The following is a 16822-nucleotide window of genomic DNA, read 5'->3' on the forward strand; positions in this document are numbered from 1 at the left end:
GGTGGCGCGGGGGGGGGCCCGGGGGGGCGGGGGGGGGGGGTTGGGGGGGTTCCCCCCCCCCCGGGGGGGGCGGGGGTGGGGGGGGGGGGGGGGGGGGGCCGGGCCGCCCCCCACCCCGACGGACTCTCGGAGCCTGTCGGGCGATCTCTGACCGGGCGGCGCGCCCTGGCACGCACTCCCCCCCACGCCGATGCCTTGAGGGCCAGGGGCCGCCTCCGGCGTTGCCGGGATGTCCGCGTAGCTCCTTCCCCAAGCTCTCAACTCCGTTCGAGCAGGGGAGGCCCCATCCGAGGACATCCCGGCGCCTTGGAATCGCACGCACCTTACCGCGTCCGCGTTCCGATCGAAGGTCACCCGGCAGGCTCTCAGACGGCGAGCGCCTGGGCGCGGCGCTTCACCTCCGTGCCGCGATTCTCGCTCAGTGCCTGGGCGGGGGTGCCCGGCAGGGTCGGGTCGGGGGTGAAGAGCCACTCCAGCATCTCTTCGTCGTTGAAGCCGTCGTCCCGCAGGAGGGTCAGGGTGCCGGAGAGGCCCTTGACCACCTTGTTGCCGGCGATGAAGGCAGCCGGCACCTGGAGAGCCCGGTTCTCACCGCGGCGTACGGCGATGAGCTGGCCCTCCTTGACCAGCTGCCGCACACGTGTCACCTCGACACCGAGCATGTCGGCGATGTCGGGGAGGTGGAGCCAGGCGGGGACGAGAGCATCGATCTTTGCGTCAATCTCGGTCACGGGACAAGCCTGCCATCCCGGACCGACAGTCGGTAGCCGGGCCGACCGTACGGGCGGTGCCGGTACGCCGTCGGAGGGTCGGCGGCCGTGGAGTACGGGTGTCAGAGGGCCGTCGACTTCAGAGGTACGGAGGGATCGGCGGCCCGCGCCGGGTCGATGCGGGTGCCCGCCTCGATGAGCCTGCGGCCCTGCGCCAGGTCGCGGGGGCGGCCCACGGCGAGGACCGCCACCAGGACGCCGTCGCGCAGCCAGCACACCGACCAGGTGGGGTCGGCGGCGTCGCCGCGCCACAGCAGGGTGTCGGCGCCCGCGTGGTGGCCCGCGTACTGCACGAACCGGTCGAACTGCTCGGACCAGAAGTACGGGACGGGGTCGTAGGCGGGCGGCGCCGGGTGGTCCCCGCCCGCCGCCGCGACGATGTCGGCGGCCACGGTCCGGGGGCCCTGGAGCGCGTTGTCCCAGTGGTGGACGAGCAGGCGTTCGCCGTAGCGGGCGGACGGGAACGAGGCGCAGTCGCCGACCGCGTACACGTCGGGCAGCGAAGTGCGCAGCGCGGCGTCGGCGGTCACCGAGCCGTCGGGGCCGAGCGCGATGCCCGAGCCGGCCAGCCAGCCGGTGGCGGGGCGGGCGCCGATACCGACGACGACGGCCCCGGCCGGGATCGCGCGGCCGTCCGCGAGGACCACCCGGCCCGGTTCGACGTGGTCGACCCGGGCGCCGGTGAGAAGCTCGGTGCCGCTCTCCACGTACCAGGCGGCCATCGGGGCAGCGACCTCGGCGGGCAGCGCACCGGCGAGCGGCCGGTCGGCGGCCTCCAGGACGGTGACCGCGCAGCCGGCGGCGCGGGCCGCGGTGGCGAACTCGGCGCCGATCCAGCCCGCACCGACGACCACGACGTCCTGCCGCTCGTCGAGGACGGGCCGCAGCCGTGCCGCGTCGTCGAGGGTGCGCAGCAGGTGGACGCCGGGGACACCCTCGGTGCCGGGCAGGACGATCGGTTCGGCGCCGGTCGCGATCACCAGCACGTCGTAGGGGACGGGACCGGACGGGGTGTCCAGTTCGTGCGCCGCGGCCCGCAGGCCGGTGACGTCGAGGCCCAGTCCGAGCTCGATGTCCAGTGCCTCGAAGTCGATGTCGAAGGCGGAGTCCTCGGCCTTGCCGAGCAGCACCGCCTTCGACAACGGGGGCCGGTCGTAGGGCTGGTGGGGTTCGGCGCCGATCACCGTGACGGGGCCGGTGAAGCCCTGTTCCCGCAGGGCCACGGCCGTCTGCACACCGGCCATGCCCGCGCCGACGACGACGACACGGCGCTCCGACTGCTGCGACTGCTGCTGATCGCTCACCCGTACACCATAAACACCTGACAGAACGTCACGGCAGGGGGAGTTCCTCCACGGTGCTGGTGCCGCTGCCCTCCTGCGACTCCCATTCCCACCGCTCCTCCAGCCGGACCCGGCCGTCCGGGAGATCGACGACGGTGGAGACGCAGTGGCCGCAGGACGTCGTTCCGTCCTGCTTGAGCTGCACGTACCGGAAGTCGAGGACGTCACCGGCGCGGGTGCCGACGAGATGGCCGCGGACCACGTCGCCGCCCGCGTACTCGGCCCAGATCCGGCCGTCCTCCTCGTGGTACGTGAAGCGGGTACGGGTACCGACCTGACCGGGTGCCTGGTCGGCGACCGGCGAGAGGACGACTCCGTCGAGCGAACGGGCCATGGCGCTGCTCCCTTGCCTGGGTCCGGCGGTCCCTCGCCCGGGTCCGGTGGGCGAGGTTTACGACCTCGTCCACGATTGGCAGTGGAGGAAGTCGTTAGGGTGGCCACGGTAAGACACTCGCGGGAGCCCGGACGCAGCGGGCTGAGAGGGAGGCTGAAGCGGCCTTCGACCGTACGAACCTGATCCGGGTCATGCCGGCGAAGGGAGGGGCTGGACGCCCATGCGTTCTTCTCACCACGAGGGCCGGTCCGACCGGGACGGGGGGCCGTACGACGTCCTCGTCGTCGGGGGCGGGATCATCGGCCTGGTGACCGCCTGGCGGACCGCGCAGCGCGGACTGCGCACCGCGGTCGCCGATCCCGATCCCGGCGGCGGGGCCGCCCGCGTGGCCGCCGGGATGCTGGCCGCCGTCACCGAACTCCACTACGGCGAGGAGCTGTTGCTGGGGCTGAATCTCGCCTCGGCCGCCCGCTACCCGGCGTTCGTGGCGGAGCTGGAGGAGGCGAGCGGCCGGGACACGGGCTTTCGCGCCTGTGGCACGCTCGCCGTCGCGCTGGACTCCGACGACCGGGCCCATCTGCGGGAGCTGCACGCCCTGCAACGGCGTTCGGGCCTGGAGTCGGAGTGGCTGACGGGCCGCGAGTGCCGCCGCCTGGAGCCGATGCTCGCGCCGGGCGTGCGCGGCGGGCTGCGGGTCGACGGTGATCATCAGATCGATCCGCGCCGACTGGCCGCCGCGCTGCTGACCGCGTGCGAGCGGGCCGGGGTGGTCTTCCACCGGGCCCGGGCGGAGCGTCTGACGGTGGTGCGCGACCGGGCCACTGGAATCGTGCTCGCCGGGGGCCCGGAGCTGGCCGCCGACCAGGTCGTGCTCGCCGCGGGGAGTCTCAGCGGCCGACTGCCGGGCCTGCCGGACGGGGTCGCGCCACCGGTCCGGCCGGTGAAGGGGCAGGTGCTGCGGCTGACCGTGCCCGCCCGGTACGCGCCCTTCCTCTCCCGGACGGTCCGGGCCGTGGTCCGGGGCGGCCCCCTCTATCTCGTACCGCGCGAGAACGGCGAACTGGTCGTCGGTGCCACCAGCGAGGAGATGGGCTGGGACACCACCGTCACCGCGGGCGGCGTCTACGAGCTGCTGCGGGACGCCCACGAGCTGGTGCCCGGCATCACGGAGCTGCCGCTCGTCGAGACCCGGGCCGGTCTGCGTCCCGGCTCCCCCGACAACGCCCCGTTGCTGGGCCCCACCGCGCTGCCCGGTCTGCATCTCGCGACCGGCCACCATCGCAACGGGGTGCTGCTCACGCCCGTCACCGGAGACGTCATGGCGGCGTCGCTGGCCGAGGGCGAGCTGCCCGAGGTGGCCCGCCCCTTCACCCCGTACCGCTTCTCGCCAGCCGTCGACTCCGTACGTCAGGAGCAGCCCGCATGACCGAGCCCGCGCCCTCCCCCGCTCCCGATTCCGTGCCCCTCACCGACCCCGCGCCCGGCCCCTCCCCCGCCTCCGTGTCCGTGTCCGTGAACGGGGAGGTCCGGCACCTCGCCGCGGGCACCGCCCTGGACGCGCTGGTCGCCGGGCTGACCTCGGCCCGCTCCGGTGTCGCGGCGGCCGTCAACGAGAGCGTCGTGCCGCGCGGGCAGTGGTCCGCCACGGCGCTGCGCGACGGAGACCGGGTCGAGATCCTGACCGCGGTCCAGGGAGGCTGACCGTGTCCGACGACCTCCTCGCCCTCGGCGACACCACGTTCGGCTCCCGGCTGATCATGGGCACGGGCGGGGCGCCCAGCCTCGATGTGCTGGAACGCTCCCTCGTCGCCTCCGGCACAGAGCTGACCACCGTCGCGATGCGCCGCCTCGACCCGACCGTGCAGGGCTCGGTGCTCTCCGTCCTGCGACGGCTCTCCATCCGCGTCCTGCCGAACACGGCGGGCTGCTTCACCGCGGGCGAGGCCGTGCTGACCGCCCGGCTGGCCCGCGAGGCCCTCGGCACCGACTGGGTCAAGCTGGAGGTGGTGGCCGACGAGCGGACCCTGCTGCCCGACCCGGTCGAGCTGCTGGACGCCGCGGAGACCCTGGTGGACGACGGTTTCACCGTGCTGCCGTACACCAACGACGACCCGGTGCTGGCCCGCCGTCTCCAGGACGTGGGCTGCGCGGCGGTGATGCCGCTCGGCTCCCCCATCGGCTCCGGTCTCGGCATCCGTAATCCGCACAACTTCCAGCTGATCGTCGAGCAGGCGCGGGTGCCGGTGATCCTCGACGCGGGCGCCGGGACCGCCTCGGACGCGGCGCTGGCGATGGAGCTGGGGTGCGCGGCGGTGATGCTGGCCTCCGCCGTGACCCGGGCCCAGGAGCCCGAGCTGATGGCCGCCGCGATGCGGCACGCGGTGGCGGGCGGACGGCTGGCGTACCGGGCGGGCCGGATCCCGCGCCGGCACTTCGCCGAGGCGTCGTCGCCGGTGGCGGGGCGCGCGGTGCTGGACCCGGAACGCCCGGCCTTCTGACCGGGGCACCCGGGCGGGCCCGTCGGGCCGGGGAGGCGACGTGTCCCTGTCACGCCTCGGCTGCGGTTCGGCCCCGGGACCGTCCGGGCCGTCGGACGTGTCCGCCGCGGCTCGTAGACTCACATCCGTGGATACGACCCTCCAGGACCCGCTCGTCGGGCAGCTGCTCGACGGCCGCTACCGCGTCGATGCCCGCATCGCCGTGGGCGGCATGGCCACGGTCTACCGGGCTGTGGACACCCGGCTCGACCGGGTGCTCGCCCTCAAGGTGATGCATCCGGCACTCGCCACCGACGCGTCCTTCGTGGAGCGGTTCATACGCGAGGCCAAGTCCGTGGCCCGGCTCGCGCACCCGAATGTGGTCGGGGTCTTCGACCAGGGCGCCCAGGGCCAGTACGTCTACCTCGCGATGGAGTACGTCCCGGGCTGCACGCTGCGCGACGTGCTGCGCGACCGCGGCGCCCTCCAGCCGAGGGCCGCGCTGGACATCCTGGAGCCGGTGCTCGCCGCGCTCGGCGCCGCGCACCGGGCGGGCTTCGTGCACCGCGACATGAAGCCGGAGAACGTCCTGATAGGGGACGACGGCCGGGTCAAGGTCGCCGACTTCGGTCTGGTGCGGGCGGTGGGTTCCGTCACCAGCACCACCGGCTCGGTGCTCGGGACCGTCTCGTACCTCGCCCCCGAGCAGATAGAACACGGTACGGCCGACACCCGTACCGACGTGTATGCGTGTGGTGTGGTCCTGTACGAGATGCTGACCGGGTCCAAGCCGCACGTCGGCGACACCCCCGCCCAGGTCATCTATCAGCACCTCAACGAGGACATCCCGGCCCCGTCGGCCGCCGTCCCGGAACTCCCGGTCGAGCTCGACGACCTGGTGGCGAGCGCCACCGCCCGTAACCCCGAGGTCCGCCCGTTCGACGCGGTGGCCCTGCTCGCCGAAACCCGCGAGGCCCGTTCCGCGCTCACCGACGCCCAGCTGGACGCCGTACCGCCGCAGGCCCTCGCCGAGGCGCACGGCTCCGCCGAGGACCGCACGAGCGTGATCCCGCGGCTGCTCCCGGCCGACCAGGGCGTCGCCCATCACACCAGCCGACTGGAAATGCCCCTGCCGGAGCCGCCGCGGCCCGCACCGCGCGCCCCGTGGCGCCGCGGCCCCCGGCGCTCCGTCGTCACCGCGCTGGTCGCCGTGCTGCTGGTGCTGGGGATCGGCACCGGTGTCTGGTACATCAACTCCGGGCAGTTCACCCGGGTGCCCTCGGTGCTCGGCCAGACCGAGAAGACCGCCCAGAAGCGGCTCTCGGACGCCGGTCTGGAGCTCGAGGGCGTCGAGCGGGCCTACAGCGACACCGTGGAACGAGGCAAGGTCATCAGCAGCGACCCCGGTTCGGGCGACCGCATCCGGGGGAACGACGCGGTGAAGCTCGTCGTCTCGCGCGGCCCCGAGATCGTGAAGGTGCCCGATGTCCAAGGCCTCGCGCTCGCCGACGCCAAACGTGATCTGAAGGAGGTCGGCCTGGTGCCCGGCATGGTCACCAAGGAGTTCAGCGAGGAGACGGCGCGGGGCGAGGTGATCCGTACGGACCCCGCGGCGGGCGCCGAGCGCCGCTCCGGCTCCGCGGTCGCCCTGGTCGTCAACAAGGGCGCTCCGGTCGATGTGCCCGATGTCACCGGGCTGTCCGTCGAGGACGCCACCGCCGCGCTGGACGAGCAGGGGCTGAAGGCCGAGGTGCTGCCCGACCGGGTCCACTCCCCCGAGGTCGCCGGCGACATCGCCCATCAGTCGCTGGGCGAGGGCAGCCGGGCTGCCGAGGGCGACACCATCACGCTCACGGTCTCCAAGGGGCCCCGAATGATCACCGTCCCGGACGTCACCGGGAAGGGCGTCGACGACGCGAGGAGCGAACTGGAGGACGCGGGCTTCGACGTCAAGGTCGACCGCCCCTTCCTCTCCTTCAGCGACACGATCGCGAGCCAGTCCGTCGCGGGCGGCGAACGGGCCCCCGAGGGCGGCACCATCACCATCAGGACCAAGGGGCTCTAGATCCACATGCGCAACCCAGTCGGCGGCCACGTCCCCGTGGCCGGCGGTCTCGCCAAGGTCGGCCTGCCCTATGCCAGGGAAATGGGGGCGGAGGCGGTGCAGGTCTTCGTCGCCAATCCGCGCGGCTGGGCGACCCCCGTGGGCAACCCCGCCGAGGACGAGCGGTTCCGCGCCGAGTGCGCCGCCGCGTCCGTACCGGCGTACGTCCATGCCCCGTATCTGATCAACTTCGGTTCGCACACCGAGGCCACCGTGGAGAGGTCGGTGGACTCGCTGCGCCATTCGCTGCGCCGGGCCCGTGAGATCGGAGCGCTGGGCGTCGTGGTGCACACCGGGTCGGCGACCGGCGGCCGGCCGCGCGAACGGGCCCTCGCCCAGGTGCGTACGCACCTGCGGCCGCTGCTGGACGAGCTGACGCACGACGACGACCCGTACCTGCTGCTGGAGTCCACGGCCGGTCAGGGGTCCTCGCTCTGCTCACGGACCTGGGACTTCGGCCCGTACTTCGAGGCGCTCGACTCCCACCCCAGGCTCGGCGTGTGCCTCGACACGTGCCACATCCACGCGGCGGGCCACGACCTGTCGGGCCCGGAGGGCATGCGGCAGACCCTGGACCTGCTGGTCGAGACCGTCGGCGCGGGCCGGCTGAAGCTGATCCACGCCAATGACTCCAAGGAGGCGGCGGGAACCCACAAGGACCGGCACGCGAACATCGGCGCCGGGCACATCGGCGAGGGGCCGTTCCGGGAGCTGTTCTCCCATCCGGCCACCGCGGGCGTGCCGCTGATCATCGAGACACCGGGCGGAAAGGACGGCCACGCGGCGGACGTGGCCCGGCTGAAGGGGTTGCGCACCCAGGACTAGTGCCGTGACCGGCAAGGTATGCCCGGAAGGAGCGTCGTCCGGCGCGTGCGCCGCAGGGCGGCGAAAGCCCTCGGACGGGGTCTCCCCTGCTCGGACGAAGTCGGGAGCTTGGGGAAGGGCTGCGCGGGCTCTCGGCCAACGCCGCAAGCGCGCATAGCAATACCGTCGCCACCACGCCGGTCGACAAGTGGATGATCGGCCGGGGCAAGGGCCACGCGGTGGTGCACCAGTACCACCACTGAGGGCGGACCGGGCGCGTCCGTCGCCCATCGGGTCAGAGCTCGGGGCCGTCCCCGGGCTCCTCCTGGTACGAGTAGCGCTGCTCGCGCCACGGGTCGCCGATGTTGTGGTAGCCGCGCTCCTCCCAGAAGCCGCGGCGGTCCGCCGTCATGTACTCGACGCCGCGGACCCACTTGGGCCCCTTCCAGGCGTAGAGGTGCGGCACGATGAGCCGGAGCGGGAAGCCGTGCTCGGCGGTGAGCAGCTCACCGCCCTTGTGGGTGGCGAAGATCGTTCGGTCCGAGGCGAAGTCGGAGAGCCTCAGATTCGAGCTGAAGCCGTACTCGGCCCAGACCATCACGTGCGTGACGTTCGGCGCGGGCGGCGCGAGTTCCAGAACCGTACGGGCGAGGACCCCGCCCCATTCGGCGCCGAGCATGCTGTATTTCGTGACGCAGTGCAGGTCGGCCACGACCGAGGAGTACGGCAGCGCCGAGAACTCCTGATGGTTCCAGCAGTGCTTCGCGCCGTCCGCGGTGGTACCGAAGACGCGGAACTCCCAGCGGTCCGGCTTGAACTTGGGCACCGGCCCGTAGTGGGTGACCGGCCAGCCGCGCTGGAGTCGCTGTCCCGGCGGAAGCTCCGACTGCTCTGACGCGCGGTTTTCCCGGCTTTCCGGCTGACCCATGCCTCCATGGTGACAGACAGACAGGGGTGGTTCCGACCAGGGTGTAGATAATTCCGGCAAATCCCACTAAGCGTGTACTTACTGGACGATCAACGAGCGCGGTGCGAGGATTCGGCCAACTTGCCGTATTCGTTGGCATTCACTGTCATTCACCGGTATAGGCCGGTACCCACCGGCCGGAAGGAGCCTCTCCGATGCAGGGCGATCCCGAGGTCCTTGAGTTCCTGAACGAGCAGCTGACCGCCGAACTGACCGCGATCAACCAGTACTTCCTTCATTCCAAGATGCAGGAGCACGCCGGCTGGCTGAAGCTCGCGAAGTACACCCGCGCCGAGTCGTTCGACGAGATGCGGCACGCCGAGATCCTCACGCACCGGATCCTCTACCTCGACGGACTGCCCAACTACCAGCGACTGTTCCACGTGAGGGTGGGGCAGACCGTCACGGAGATGTTCCAGGCCGACCTGCAGATCGAGGTGGAGGCGATCGACCGCCTGCGGCGCGGGATCGACCTGATGCGCGGGAAGGACGACATCACGTCGGCGAACATCTTCGAGGCGATCCTCGCCGACGAGGAGCACCATGTCGACTACCTCGAAGCCCAGTTGGAGCTCGTCGAGAAGCTCGGCGAACCGCTCTACATCGCGCAGCAGATCGAGCAGCCGCACGACGAGGGACACAGCGGCGAGACGGGCCTCAAGGGGTACGGAGGACACTAGTGCCGCGCTCCGAAAGCGCTGGCCGGCGAAAGAGGTCAGGCCGCCTCGGGGAGCCGGGCAGGCAGTACGGCACCCGGGGCGAGGGCGTCGGTATCGCCTCCGGTGGCGTCGGAGTCGGCGCCGGGCGTCCGCTTCCGGTCGAGCAGCTCACGGCGCGAGCAGGTGCCGCGGCCCAGGACGGCCTGGATGGCACGGACGCAGCCGCCGCAGTCCGTGCCCGCCTTGCAGACGGAGGCGATCTTCCGGGGGGTGCAGGCTCCGGCTTCCGCATGCTCCTTGACCTGCTGCTCCGTAATGCCGAAGCACGAGCAGACGTACATGCGGTTCACCTCCCGACGGGTTCGGTCCTTGACTGCCAGACCGTCCCCCTACCCGGTGAGGCAAACCTAACCTTACCCTGTGCGCAAGGTGCCCGGAACCTTCGAAAGCCTTGTGGGGCACGGATCACAGCGATCCGTGCCCCACAGTCGTACGCCTGTCACCCGAGGTGACGCGGTGCCGCCTACTGGTCGCGGTACATCTCGGCGACCAGGAACGCCAGATCGAGGGACTGGCTCCGGTTGAGGCGGGGGTCGCAGGCCGTCTCGTAGCGCTGGTGCAGATCGTCCACGAAGATCTCGTGCCCGCCGCCGACGCACTCGGTGACGTCGTCGCCGGTGAGCTCCACGTGGATGCCGCCCGGGTGCGTGCCGAGGCCCTTGTGCACCTCGAAGAAGCCCTTGACCTCGTCCAGGACGTCGTCGAAGCGGCGGGTCTTGTGGCCGGAGGCCGCCTCGAAGGTGTTGCCGTGCATCGGGTCGGTCACCCACGCCACGGTGGCGCCGGACGCGGTGACCTTCTCCACCAGCTCGGGGAGCTTGTCGCGGACCTTGTCCGCGCCCATGCGGACGATGAAGGTCAGCCGGCCCGGCTCCCGGTCGGGGTCGAGGCGCTCGACGTACCGCAGCGCCTCCTCGGCCGTCGTGGTCGGACCGAGCTTGATGCCGATCGGGTTGCGGATCTGCGCGGCGAACTCGATGTGCGCGTGGTCCAGCTGCCGGGTGCGCTCGCCGATCCAGACCATGTGGCCGGAGGTGTCGTACAGGCGGCCGGTGCGCGAGTCGACACGGGTCAGGGCCGACTCGTAGTCCAGCAGCAGGCCCTCGTGCGAGGCGTAGAACTCGACGGCCTTGAACTCCGCCGGGTCCGTGCCGCACGCCTTCATGAAGTTCAGCGCGTTGTCGATCTCGCGGGCGAGCGCCTCGTAGCGCTGGCCCGACGGCGACGACTTCACGAAGTCCTGGTTCCAGGCGTGCACCTGGCGCAGGTCGGCGTAGCCACCGGTGGTGAAGGCGCGCACCAGGTTCAGCGTGGAGGCGGACGCGTGGTACATCTGCTTCAGCCGCTGCGGGTCCGGGACCCGGGCCTCCTCGGTGAAGGCGAAGCCGTTCACCGAGTCGCCGCGGTAGGTCGGCAGGGTGACGCCGTCGCGGGTCTCGGTGGGCTTGGAGCGCGGCTTGGAGTACTGGCCGGCGATCCGGCCCACCTTGACGACCGGCACGGACGCCGCGTAGGTGAGGACGGCGCTCATCTGGAGCAGCGTCTTCAGCTTGGCCCGGATGTGATCGGCCGACACGGCGTCGAACGCCTCGGCGCAGTCACCACCCTGGAGCAGGAACGCCTCGCCCTTGGCGACGGCTCCCATACGGGCGCGCAGCTGGTCGCACTCGCCCGCGAACACGAGCGGCGGATACGACGCGAGTTCCGCGAGTACATCGCGCAGAGCCTCGGCATCGGGGTACTCGGGCTGCTGCGCCGCGGGAAGGTCTCGCCAGGTGTTGCCACCGGCGACGGAGGTATTGGCGTTCACGGTCACACCGACAACATTACGGGGTCCGGCGCCGCGTCCATCCGAAAGCTCAATAGTTGAGACGCGCGCTCGGATGACCGACGCCTGGCCCATCCGCCCGCCGGGGCCGCCGCCTGTCCGCCGGGGGATCCGCCCACGACGTCCCGGGCGGATCCCCCGGCGGGGATCGCGCCGGTTTCCATTGGGGGATGCCCCGCCCATCCGCTAGGGTTCGGGGCATGTTCGCGCAGACGACCCAGAACTGGTGGTGGACCGCTCATCCGGCGGCCCACTGATCGATCGCGCGACAGACCACGCGAAGGCCGCCCGAGGGGCGGCCTTCTTCGCGTTCGGGAGCCGTTCCTCCTCATGGAAGGAACACCCGTGTCCCAGCCCCAGCCCCGCCCCCGCCGCACCGGCTCCGTCGTCGATCGGCTGCTCGGTGACGACTGCCCGCCGTTCGCCCTGCTGCACCGGCGCACCCCCGGCCACGACCAGGACGTCGTCGAGGTCCTGATCGGCCCGGTGCGGGAGGTGGACCGGCTCGCCGACCTCCCGGTCGGGCCGCTGCCCTCCCTCGCCCTGGTGCCGTTCCGGCAGATCGCCGAGCGCGGCTTCGACGTGCGCGACGACGGCACGCCGCTGTCCGTGCTGGCCGCCCAAGAGGTGCACGAACTGCCGCTCGCCGAGGTGCTGGAGCACCTGCCGGTGCGGGACGTGCCGGTCGTCGGCGGTGGCTTCGACGTCCCCGACGAGGAGTACGCGGAGATCGTCCGCAGGGTCGTCGAGGACGAGATCGGGCGGGGCGAGGGCGCTAACTTCGTCGTCCGGCGCACCTTCCGGGGCGAGATCCCCGGCTTCGGCCGGGCCGACGCGCTGGCCCTGTTCCGGCGGCTGCTGGCCGGTGAGCGGGGCGCGTACTGGACGTTCGTGGTGCACACCGGGAGCGGACGGGGGCCCGACGGGGCTTCCCCGGAGGGGGCTTCCCCGGAGGGGGCTTCCCCGGAAGGACGGGGGACGGCCGGGCGGACGCTGGTCGGGGCGAGCCCCGAGGTGCACGTGCGGATGTCCGGCGGGACGGTCGTGATGAATCCGATCAGCGGCACGTACCGCTACCCCGCCGAGGGACCGACCGCCGAGGGCCTGCTGGAGTTCCTCGCCGACCGCAAGGAGCGCGACGAGCTCTCCATGGTCGTCGACGAGGAGCTGAAGATGATGTGCACCGTGGGCGACATGGGCGGGGTGGTGGTCGGGCCCCGCCTCAAGGAGATGGCCCATCTCGCGCACACCGAGTACGAGCTGCGCGGACGCTCCTCGCTCGACGTGCGGGAGGTGTTGCGGGAGACCATGTTCGCGGCGACGGTCACCGGCTCGCCCGTGCAGAACGCCTGCCGGGTCATCGAGCGGTACGAGTCCGGCGGGCGCGGCTACTACGCGGGGGCGCTGGCGCTCCTGCGGCAGGAGCCGGGCGGGGCGCAGACCCTGGACTCGCCGATCCTGATCCGTACCGCCGACATCGGGGCCGACGGCCGGCTGCGGGTGCCGGTCGGGGCGACGCTGGTACGCCACTCGGATCCGGAGGGCGAGGTCGCCGAGACGCACGCGAAGGCGGCCGGGGTGCTCGCCGCGCTGGGAGTGCGGCCCGGCCGGCCCGCGGCAGGAGCGGCGGGCCCGGCGCGGCTGGCCGACGACCCGCGGGTGCGGGCGGCGCTGGACGCCCGGCGGGACGGGCTCGCCCCGTTCTGGCTGCGGATGCAGGAGCGGACCCATGAGGGGGCCGGCCGTGCGCTGGTGGTCGACGGGGAGGACACCTTCACCGCGATGCTGGCCCATCTGCTGCGCTCCTCGGGGCTTCAGGTGGCGGTGCACCGCTTCGACGAGCCGGGGCTGCGCGAGCGGGTGCGCGGCCACGCGGGTCCACTCGTGCTGGGTCCCGGGCCCGGGAACCCCGGCGACACGGCCGATCCGAAGATGCGGCTGCTGCGCGGGCTCGCGGCGGAGCTGGTCCGCGACCACCGGCACGGGCTGCTGGGGGTCTGTCTGGGCCATGAGCTGATCGCGGCGGAGCTGGGGCTGGACATCGTCCGCAAGACCGTGCCCCATCAGGGCGCCCAGGTCCGGATCGATCTCTTCGGGCGGCCGGAGACGGTCGGCTTCTACAACAGCTTCACGGCACGCTGCGACGAGGCGGCGGCCGTCGAGCTGGCGGCGCACGGCATCGAGTCGAGCGTGGACCCGGCGACCGGGGAACTGCACGCGCTGCGCGGACCGGGCTTCGCGTCGGTGCAGTTCCATCCGGAGTCGGTGCTGACGCTGCGCGGCACGGCGATCGTGGCGGAGCTGCTCGCGGGGCTGCCGGTCGTCGGCTGAGACGCGCCCGAGGAGCGGGACGGGCCCGGGGACCGGCGCGGCCCCCGGGCGTCAGCCCGCCGGGAGCGCCGGTACGAGGACGTTCTCGCTGCGGCGGCCGGCCAGATGGTCGGCGATGTTGCGCACCGTGGTGTCGATGATCTGGGACACGGCGTCCCGGGTGTAGTACGCCTGGTGCGAGGTCACGACGACGTTGGGGAAGGTGACGAGCCGGGCGAGGGTGTCGTCGTCGATACCCTCCAGGGACTTGTCGACGAAGAAGAGCCCTGCCTCCGCCTCGTACACGTCGAGTCCGACGCCCAGGAACCGGCCCGCGCGCAGCTCGGCGACCAGCGCGTCGGTGTCGACGAGACCGCCGCGGCTGGAGTTGACCAGGATCGCGTCGTCCTTCATCCGGGCCAGGGCCCGGGCGCCGATCAGGTGGTGGGTCGCGGGCAGCAGCGGGACGTGCAGGCTGATCAGGTCGGACTCGGCGAGGAGCCGGTCCTTGTCGACGTACTCCATGCCGAGTGCGGTGCAGACGGGGTTCTCGGTGACGTCCCAGCCGAGCAGTCTCATGCCGAAGCCGTGGGCGATACGGGTGAACGCCTCGCCGATCCGGCCCGTGCCGATCACCCCGGCCGTGCGCCCGTGCATGTCCCGGCCGAGGAGGCCGTCGAGCCGGAAGTCGAAGTCGCGGGTGCGGCCCGCGGCCCGGACGACGCGGCGGTTGACCGCCATCGCGAGGGTCCAGGCGAACTCCGCGACCGAGTACGGCGAGTAGTGGGAGACCCGGGCGACCCGCAGGGCGAGCCGTTCGGCGACGTCGAGATCGATGTTGTTGAAGCCGGTGGACCGCTGGGCGATCATCTGCGTGCCCCCGGCCGCGAGCGTCTGCAGGACTGGGCTGCCGAGGTCCGCGTTGACGCTGGTGGAGATGATCTCGTGGCCCGCCGCGATGGGGGCGGTGTCGGCGGTGAGGAAGACGTCCAGGCACCGGACCTCGTGCTGCCCGGCGAAGGCCCTGTCGAAGGCCCTCTCGAGCAGCGGCTTCTCGTCGGACTGCACACCGAAGGCCAGGATTTCCACGACTGCTCCCGTTCGACGCGCGGACCGGGGGCCGGGGCAGGCGCCGGTCGTCGCCCATGTGCCGGTCATCGCGAATATACGGTCCCGGTCCCCGCCGCGCCGCTCGGAGGCCGCCGCCCGCTCGGGGGCCCGGACGCCCGCTCGGCGGGCCCGGACTCGCTCAGACGTCGTCGAGGCCGCGCTCGATCGCGTATCGCACGAGCTCCACGCGGTTGTGCAGCTGGAGCTTGCCCAGGGTGTTCTGGACGTGGTTCTGGACGGTGCGGTGCGAGATGACCAGACGCTCGGCGATCTGCTTGTACGAGAGCCCCTTGGCGACCAGCCGCAGCACCTCGGTCTCGCGCTCGGTGAGCCGCGGGGCCCCCGGCTCGTCGGCGGCGACGGGCGCGGGGTCGGAGGCGAGCCTGCGGTACTCGCCGAGGACCAGTCCGGCCAGGCCCGGGGTGAAGACGGGGTCGCCGGCCGCGGTGGACCGCACGGCCTCGGTCAGCTCCTGCGTACTGGCCGACTTGAGCAGGTAGCCGGTGGCGCCGGACTTGACCGCCTCCAGCACGTCGGCGTGCTCGCCGCTCGCGGAGAGCACCAGCACCCGCAGACCGGGCAGGGCGCCGACGAGTTCCTTGCAGACCTGCACGCCGGGCATGCCGGGCAGGTTGAGGTCGAGGACGAGGACGTCGGGCGTGACCGCCTTGGCCCTGCGGACGGCCTGCGGCCCGTCGCCCGCGGTCGCCACCACCTCGAAACCTGACTCGGACAGATCGCGGGCGACGGCGTCGCGCCACATCGGATGGTCGTCGACCACCATCACCGTGGTGGTCCGCTCCTCGGCGCTCCGGTCGCCCTGAATGCTCATCCCGCTGATCCTGCCTTCCCCCGTGAAACCTTCGGAACCTTCAACTCCACCTCGGTGCCCTGACCGGGCACCGAGACCAACTCCGCCGTACCGCCCAGGTCACGCAGCCTGCCGCGGATCGACAGCGCGACCCCCATCCGTCCCTCCCCCTCCGCCTGGGCGAGCCGCCCCTCCGGAATGCCCGGCCCGTCGTCCCGGACCGTCACGACCACTTCGTCCGGCCAGTCCTCGACAAGGATCCACGCCTGGGCGTTCTCCCCCGCGTGCACCCTCACATTGTCCAGGGCGGCACCGACGGCGGCTGCCAGCTCCGCCGCGGTGGCGGGGGCGAGCAGCACCGGGGCCCCCGGCTCCGCGAAGGTGATCCGGGAGCCCGCGTGCGGGGCGAGCAGGGTGCGCAGGTCGCAGACCGTCGGCCCGGACGGTTCGTCGTCGACCTCCACGCTGCGGACCACCGCGCCCTCGGCGGCGTCCTCGGAGACCCGGGTGGCGGGCACCAGTCCGCTGGTGACCAGGGTGCGCAGGGCGATCTCCTGCTCCCCGGCCAGCCGGCCCAGCTCGGCCGCCTCGCCGCCCAGCGCGGTGCCGCGGCGCTGCACCATCGCCAGCACCTGGAGGACGCTGTCGTGGATGTCGCGGGCGAGCCGTTCCCGTTCCCGGGTGGCGGCCTCGATCTCCAGGGCGCGGGCGAGGGTGCGTTCACTGGCCCGGGCGACCTCGACGACGTACCCGATGGCGATGGAGGCGACCCAGACCAGCAGGACGTTGTGGAAGGTGTCCCGGCTGGGATCGCCGCGTTCGACGATGTTGACGACGGCGACGAGGGTCGAGGCGAACGCCGCCCAGCGCCAGCCGCCCTTGAGGGCGAAGGCCAGCACCGAGCCCGCGGTCCAGATGGACGGCAGCGTGGGGCCGTCCACCGACTGGGCCTCGAAGTCGGCGAGCGGGGTGAGGAGGATGCCGGCAAGGGCGAGCGTCAGGTCCACGACGAGAAAGCGCTTGGTGCAGGCGACGGCGCCGGAGACCTTCGGGAGCGAGGCGAGCGTCCAGACCGCCAGCACGGTCAGGAAGACGACGGCGACCCACGGCCGGTCGTACCGCTCCCGGCCGAACACGGCGAGCAGCACCGCGTAGACCATCGTCAGCACGCGATAGGCCGTCAGGGCACGCCACAGCGGCTGCTCGACCGACATCCGTACGACGCGTTCGCGCCTGGCCACTTCT

17 protein-coding genes and 1 riboswitch are annotated in these 16822 nt (G+C 72.4%); of the genes, 8 read left to right on the forward strand and 9 right to left on the reverse strand.

Annotation, left to right across the window (positions count from 1 at the left end):
* Positions 1-365 precede the first annotated feature (365 nt).
* The 3 genes from ACFYY6_RS08885 to ACFYY6_RS08895 all read right to left on the reverse strand — a co-directional run bounded on the left by ACFYY6_RS08885 (position 366) and on the right by ACFYY6_RS08895 (position 2447).
* Positions 366-731 (reverse strand): Rv2175c family DNA-binding protein, encoded by a 366-nt coding sequence (locus ACFYY6_RS08885; protein WP_073788863.1) that lies wholly within the window; start codon positions 729-731, stop codon positions 366-368.
* Positions 732-832: 101 nt separating this feature from the next.
* Positions 833-2014 carry an NAD(P)/FAD-dependent oxidoreductase gene (locus tag ACFYY6_RS08890; protein WP_386608729.1) on the reverse strand — a complete coding sequence of 394 codons (1182 nt, stop codon included), beginning with the start codon at positions 2012-2014 and terminating at the stop codon, positions 833-835.
* An 88-nt stretch (positions 2015-2102) separates the two neighbouring features.
* A complete protein-coding gene (locus ACFYY6_RS08895; protein WP_351524451.1) occupies positions 2103-2447 on the reverse strand; it encodes a hypothetical protein in 345 nt (114 codons plus the stop codon).
* 109 nt (positions 2448-2556) lie between these two features.
* Positions 2557-2670: riboswitch (TPP riboswitch) on the forward strand.
* On the opposite strand from ACFYY6_RS08895, the gene thiO reads away from it, so the two are divergent.
* The 5 genes from thiO to ACFYY6_RS08920 all read left to right on the forward strand — a co-directional run bounded on the left by thiO (position 2668) and on the right by ACFYY6_RS08920 (position 7853).
* Positions 2668-3873, forward strand: a complete 1206-nt coding sequence (gene thiO / locus ACFYY6_RS08900) for a glycine oxidase ThiO (protein WP_351524452.1) — start codon at positions 2668-2670, stop codon at positions 3871-3873. Its footprint overlaps the riboswitch before it by 3 nt.
* Positions 3870-4148, forward strand: a complete 279-nt coding sequence (thiS, locus tag ACFYY6_RS08905) for a sulfur carrier protein ThiS (protein ID WP_389192311.1) — start codon at positions 3870-3872, stop codon at positions 4146-4148. The genes thiO and thiS overlap by 4 nt, the downstream gene beginning before the upstream one ends.
* A gap of 2 nt (positions 4149-4150) precedes the next feature.
* Positions 4151-4945 (forward strand): thiazole synthase, encoded by a 795-nt coding sequence (locus ACFYY6_RS08910; RefSeq protein WP_389192314.1) that lies wholly within the window; start codon positions 4151-4153, stop codon positions 4943-4945.
* Between the two features lie 127 nt (positions 4946-5072).
* Positions 5073-6989 carry a Stk1 family PASTA domain-containing Ser/Thr kinase gene (gene pknB, locus ACFYY6_RS08915; protein ID WP_351524455.1) on the forward strand — a complete coding sequence of 639 codons (1917 nt, stop codon included), beginning with the start codon at positions 5073-5075 and terminating at the stop codon, positions 6987-6989.
* Positions 6990-6995: 6 nt separating this feature from the next.
* A complete protein-coding gene (locus tag ACFYY6_RS08920; protein ID WP_389192317.1) occupies positions 6996-7853 on the forward strand; it encodes a deoxyribonuclease IV in 858 nt (285 codons plus the stop codon).
* A 274-nt stretch (positions 7854-8127) separates the two neighbouring features.
* Here ACFYY6_RS08920 and ACFYY6_RS08925 read toward each other — a convergent pair whose 3' ends face one another.
* On the reverse strand, positions 8128-8760 hold the full coding sequence (locus ACFYY6_RS08925; RefSeq protein ID WP_351524457.1) for a sulfite oxidase-like oxidoreductase: 633 nt from the start codon (positions 8758-8760) through the stop codon (positions 8128-8130).
* A gap of 194 nt (positions 8761-8954) precedes the next feature.
* On the opposite strand from ACFYY6_RS08925, the gene bfr reads away from it, so the two are divergent.
* On the forward strand, positions 8955-9479 hold the full coding sequence (gene bfr / locus ACFYY6_RS08930) for a bacterioferritin (protein WP_073788879.1): 525 nt from the start codon (positions 8955-8957) through the stop codon (positions 9477-9479).
* Between the two features lie 35 nt (positions 9480-9514).
* On the opposite strand, the gene ACFYY6_RS08935 is transcribed toward bfr, so the two are convergent.
* Positions 9515-9799 (reverse strand): (2Fe-2S)-binding protein, encoded by a 285-nt coding sequence (locus tag ACFYY6_RS08935; protein WP_351524458.1) that lies wholly within the window; start codon positions 9797-9799, stop codon positions 9515-9517.
* A gap of 182 nt (positions 9800-9981) precedes the next feature.
* The gene (locus ACFYY6_RS08940; protein ID WP_351524466.1) at positions 9982-11328 is read right to left on the reverse strand and encodes a class II 3-deoxy-7-phosphoheptulonate synthase; all 1347 of its coding nucleotides are present in this window, start codon (positions 11326-11328) and stop codon (positions 9982-9984) included.
* Between the two features lie 218 nt (positions 11329-11546).
* On the opposite strand from ACFYY6_RS08940, the gene ACFYY6_RS08945 reads away from it, so the two are divergent.
* Complete coding sequence (locus ACFYY6_RS08945) at positions 11547-11603, forward strand: trp operon leader peptide (RefSeq protein ID WP_078513512.1); 57 nt, start codon at positions 11547-11549, stop codon at positions 11601-11603.
* Between the two features lie 88 nt (positions 11604-11691).
* Positions 11692-13677 (forward strand): anthranilate synthase family protein, encoded by a 1986-nt coding sequence (locus tag ACFYY6_RS08950; RefSeq protein WP_389192320.1) that lies wholly within the window; start codon positions 11692-11694, stop codon positions 13675-13677.
* 51 nt (positions 13678-13728) lie between these two features.
* Here ACFYY6_RS08950 and ACFYY6_RS08955 read toward each other — a convergent pair whose 3' ends face one another.
* From ACFYY6_RS08955 to macS, 3 genes are all read right to left on the reverse strand, one after another.
* Positions 13729-14745: a 2-hydroxyacid dehydrogenase gene (locus tag ACFYY6_RS08955; RefSeq protein WP_351524460.1), complete on the reverse strand. Its 1017-nt coding sequence runs from the start codon at positions 14743-14745 to the stop codon at positions 13729-13731.
* A 160-nt stretch (positions 14746-14905) separates the two neighbouring features.
* A complete protein-coding gene (locus tag ACFYY6_RS08960) occupies positions 14906-15598 on the reverse strand; it encodes a response regulator transcription factor (protein ID WP_351524461.1) in 693 nt (230 codons plus the stop codon).
* Positions 15595-16818 carry a MacS family sensor histidine kinase gene (gene macS, locus ACFYY6_RS08965; RefSeq protein ID WP_388649522.1) on the reverse strand — a complete coding sequence of 408 codons (1224 nt, stop codon included), beginning with the start codon at positions 16816-16818 and terminating at the stop codon, positions 15595-15597. The genes ACFYY6_RS08960 and macS overlap by 4 nt, the downstream gene beginning before the upstream one ends.
* Between the last annotated feature and the right edge of the window lie 4 nt (positions 16819-16822).

It is taken from the genome of Streptomyces sp. NPDC001750, from assembly GCF_042892615.1.
Lineage (GTDB): Bacteria > Actinomycetota > Actinomycetes > Streptomycetales > Streptomycetaceae > Streptomyces.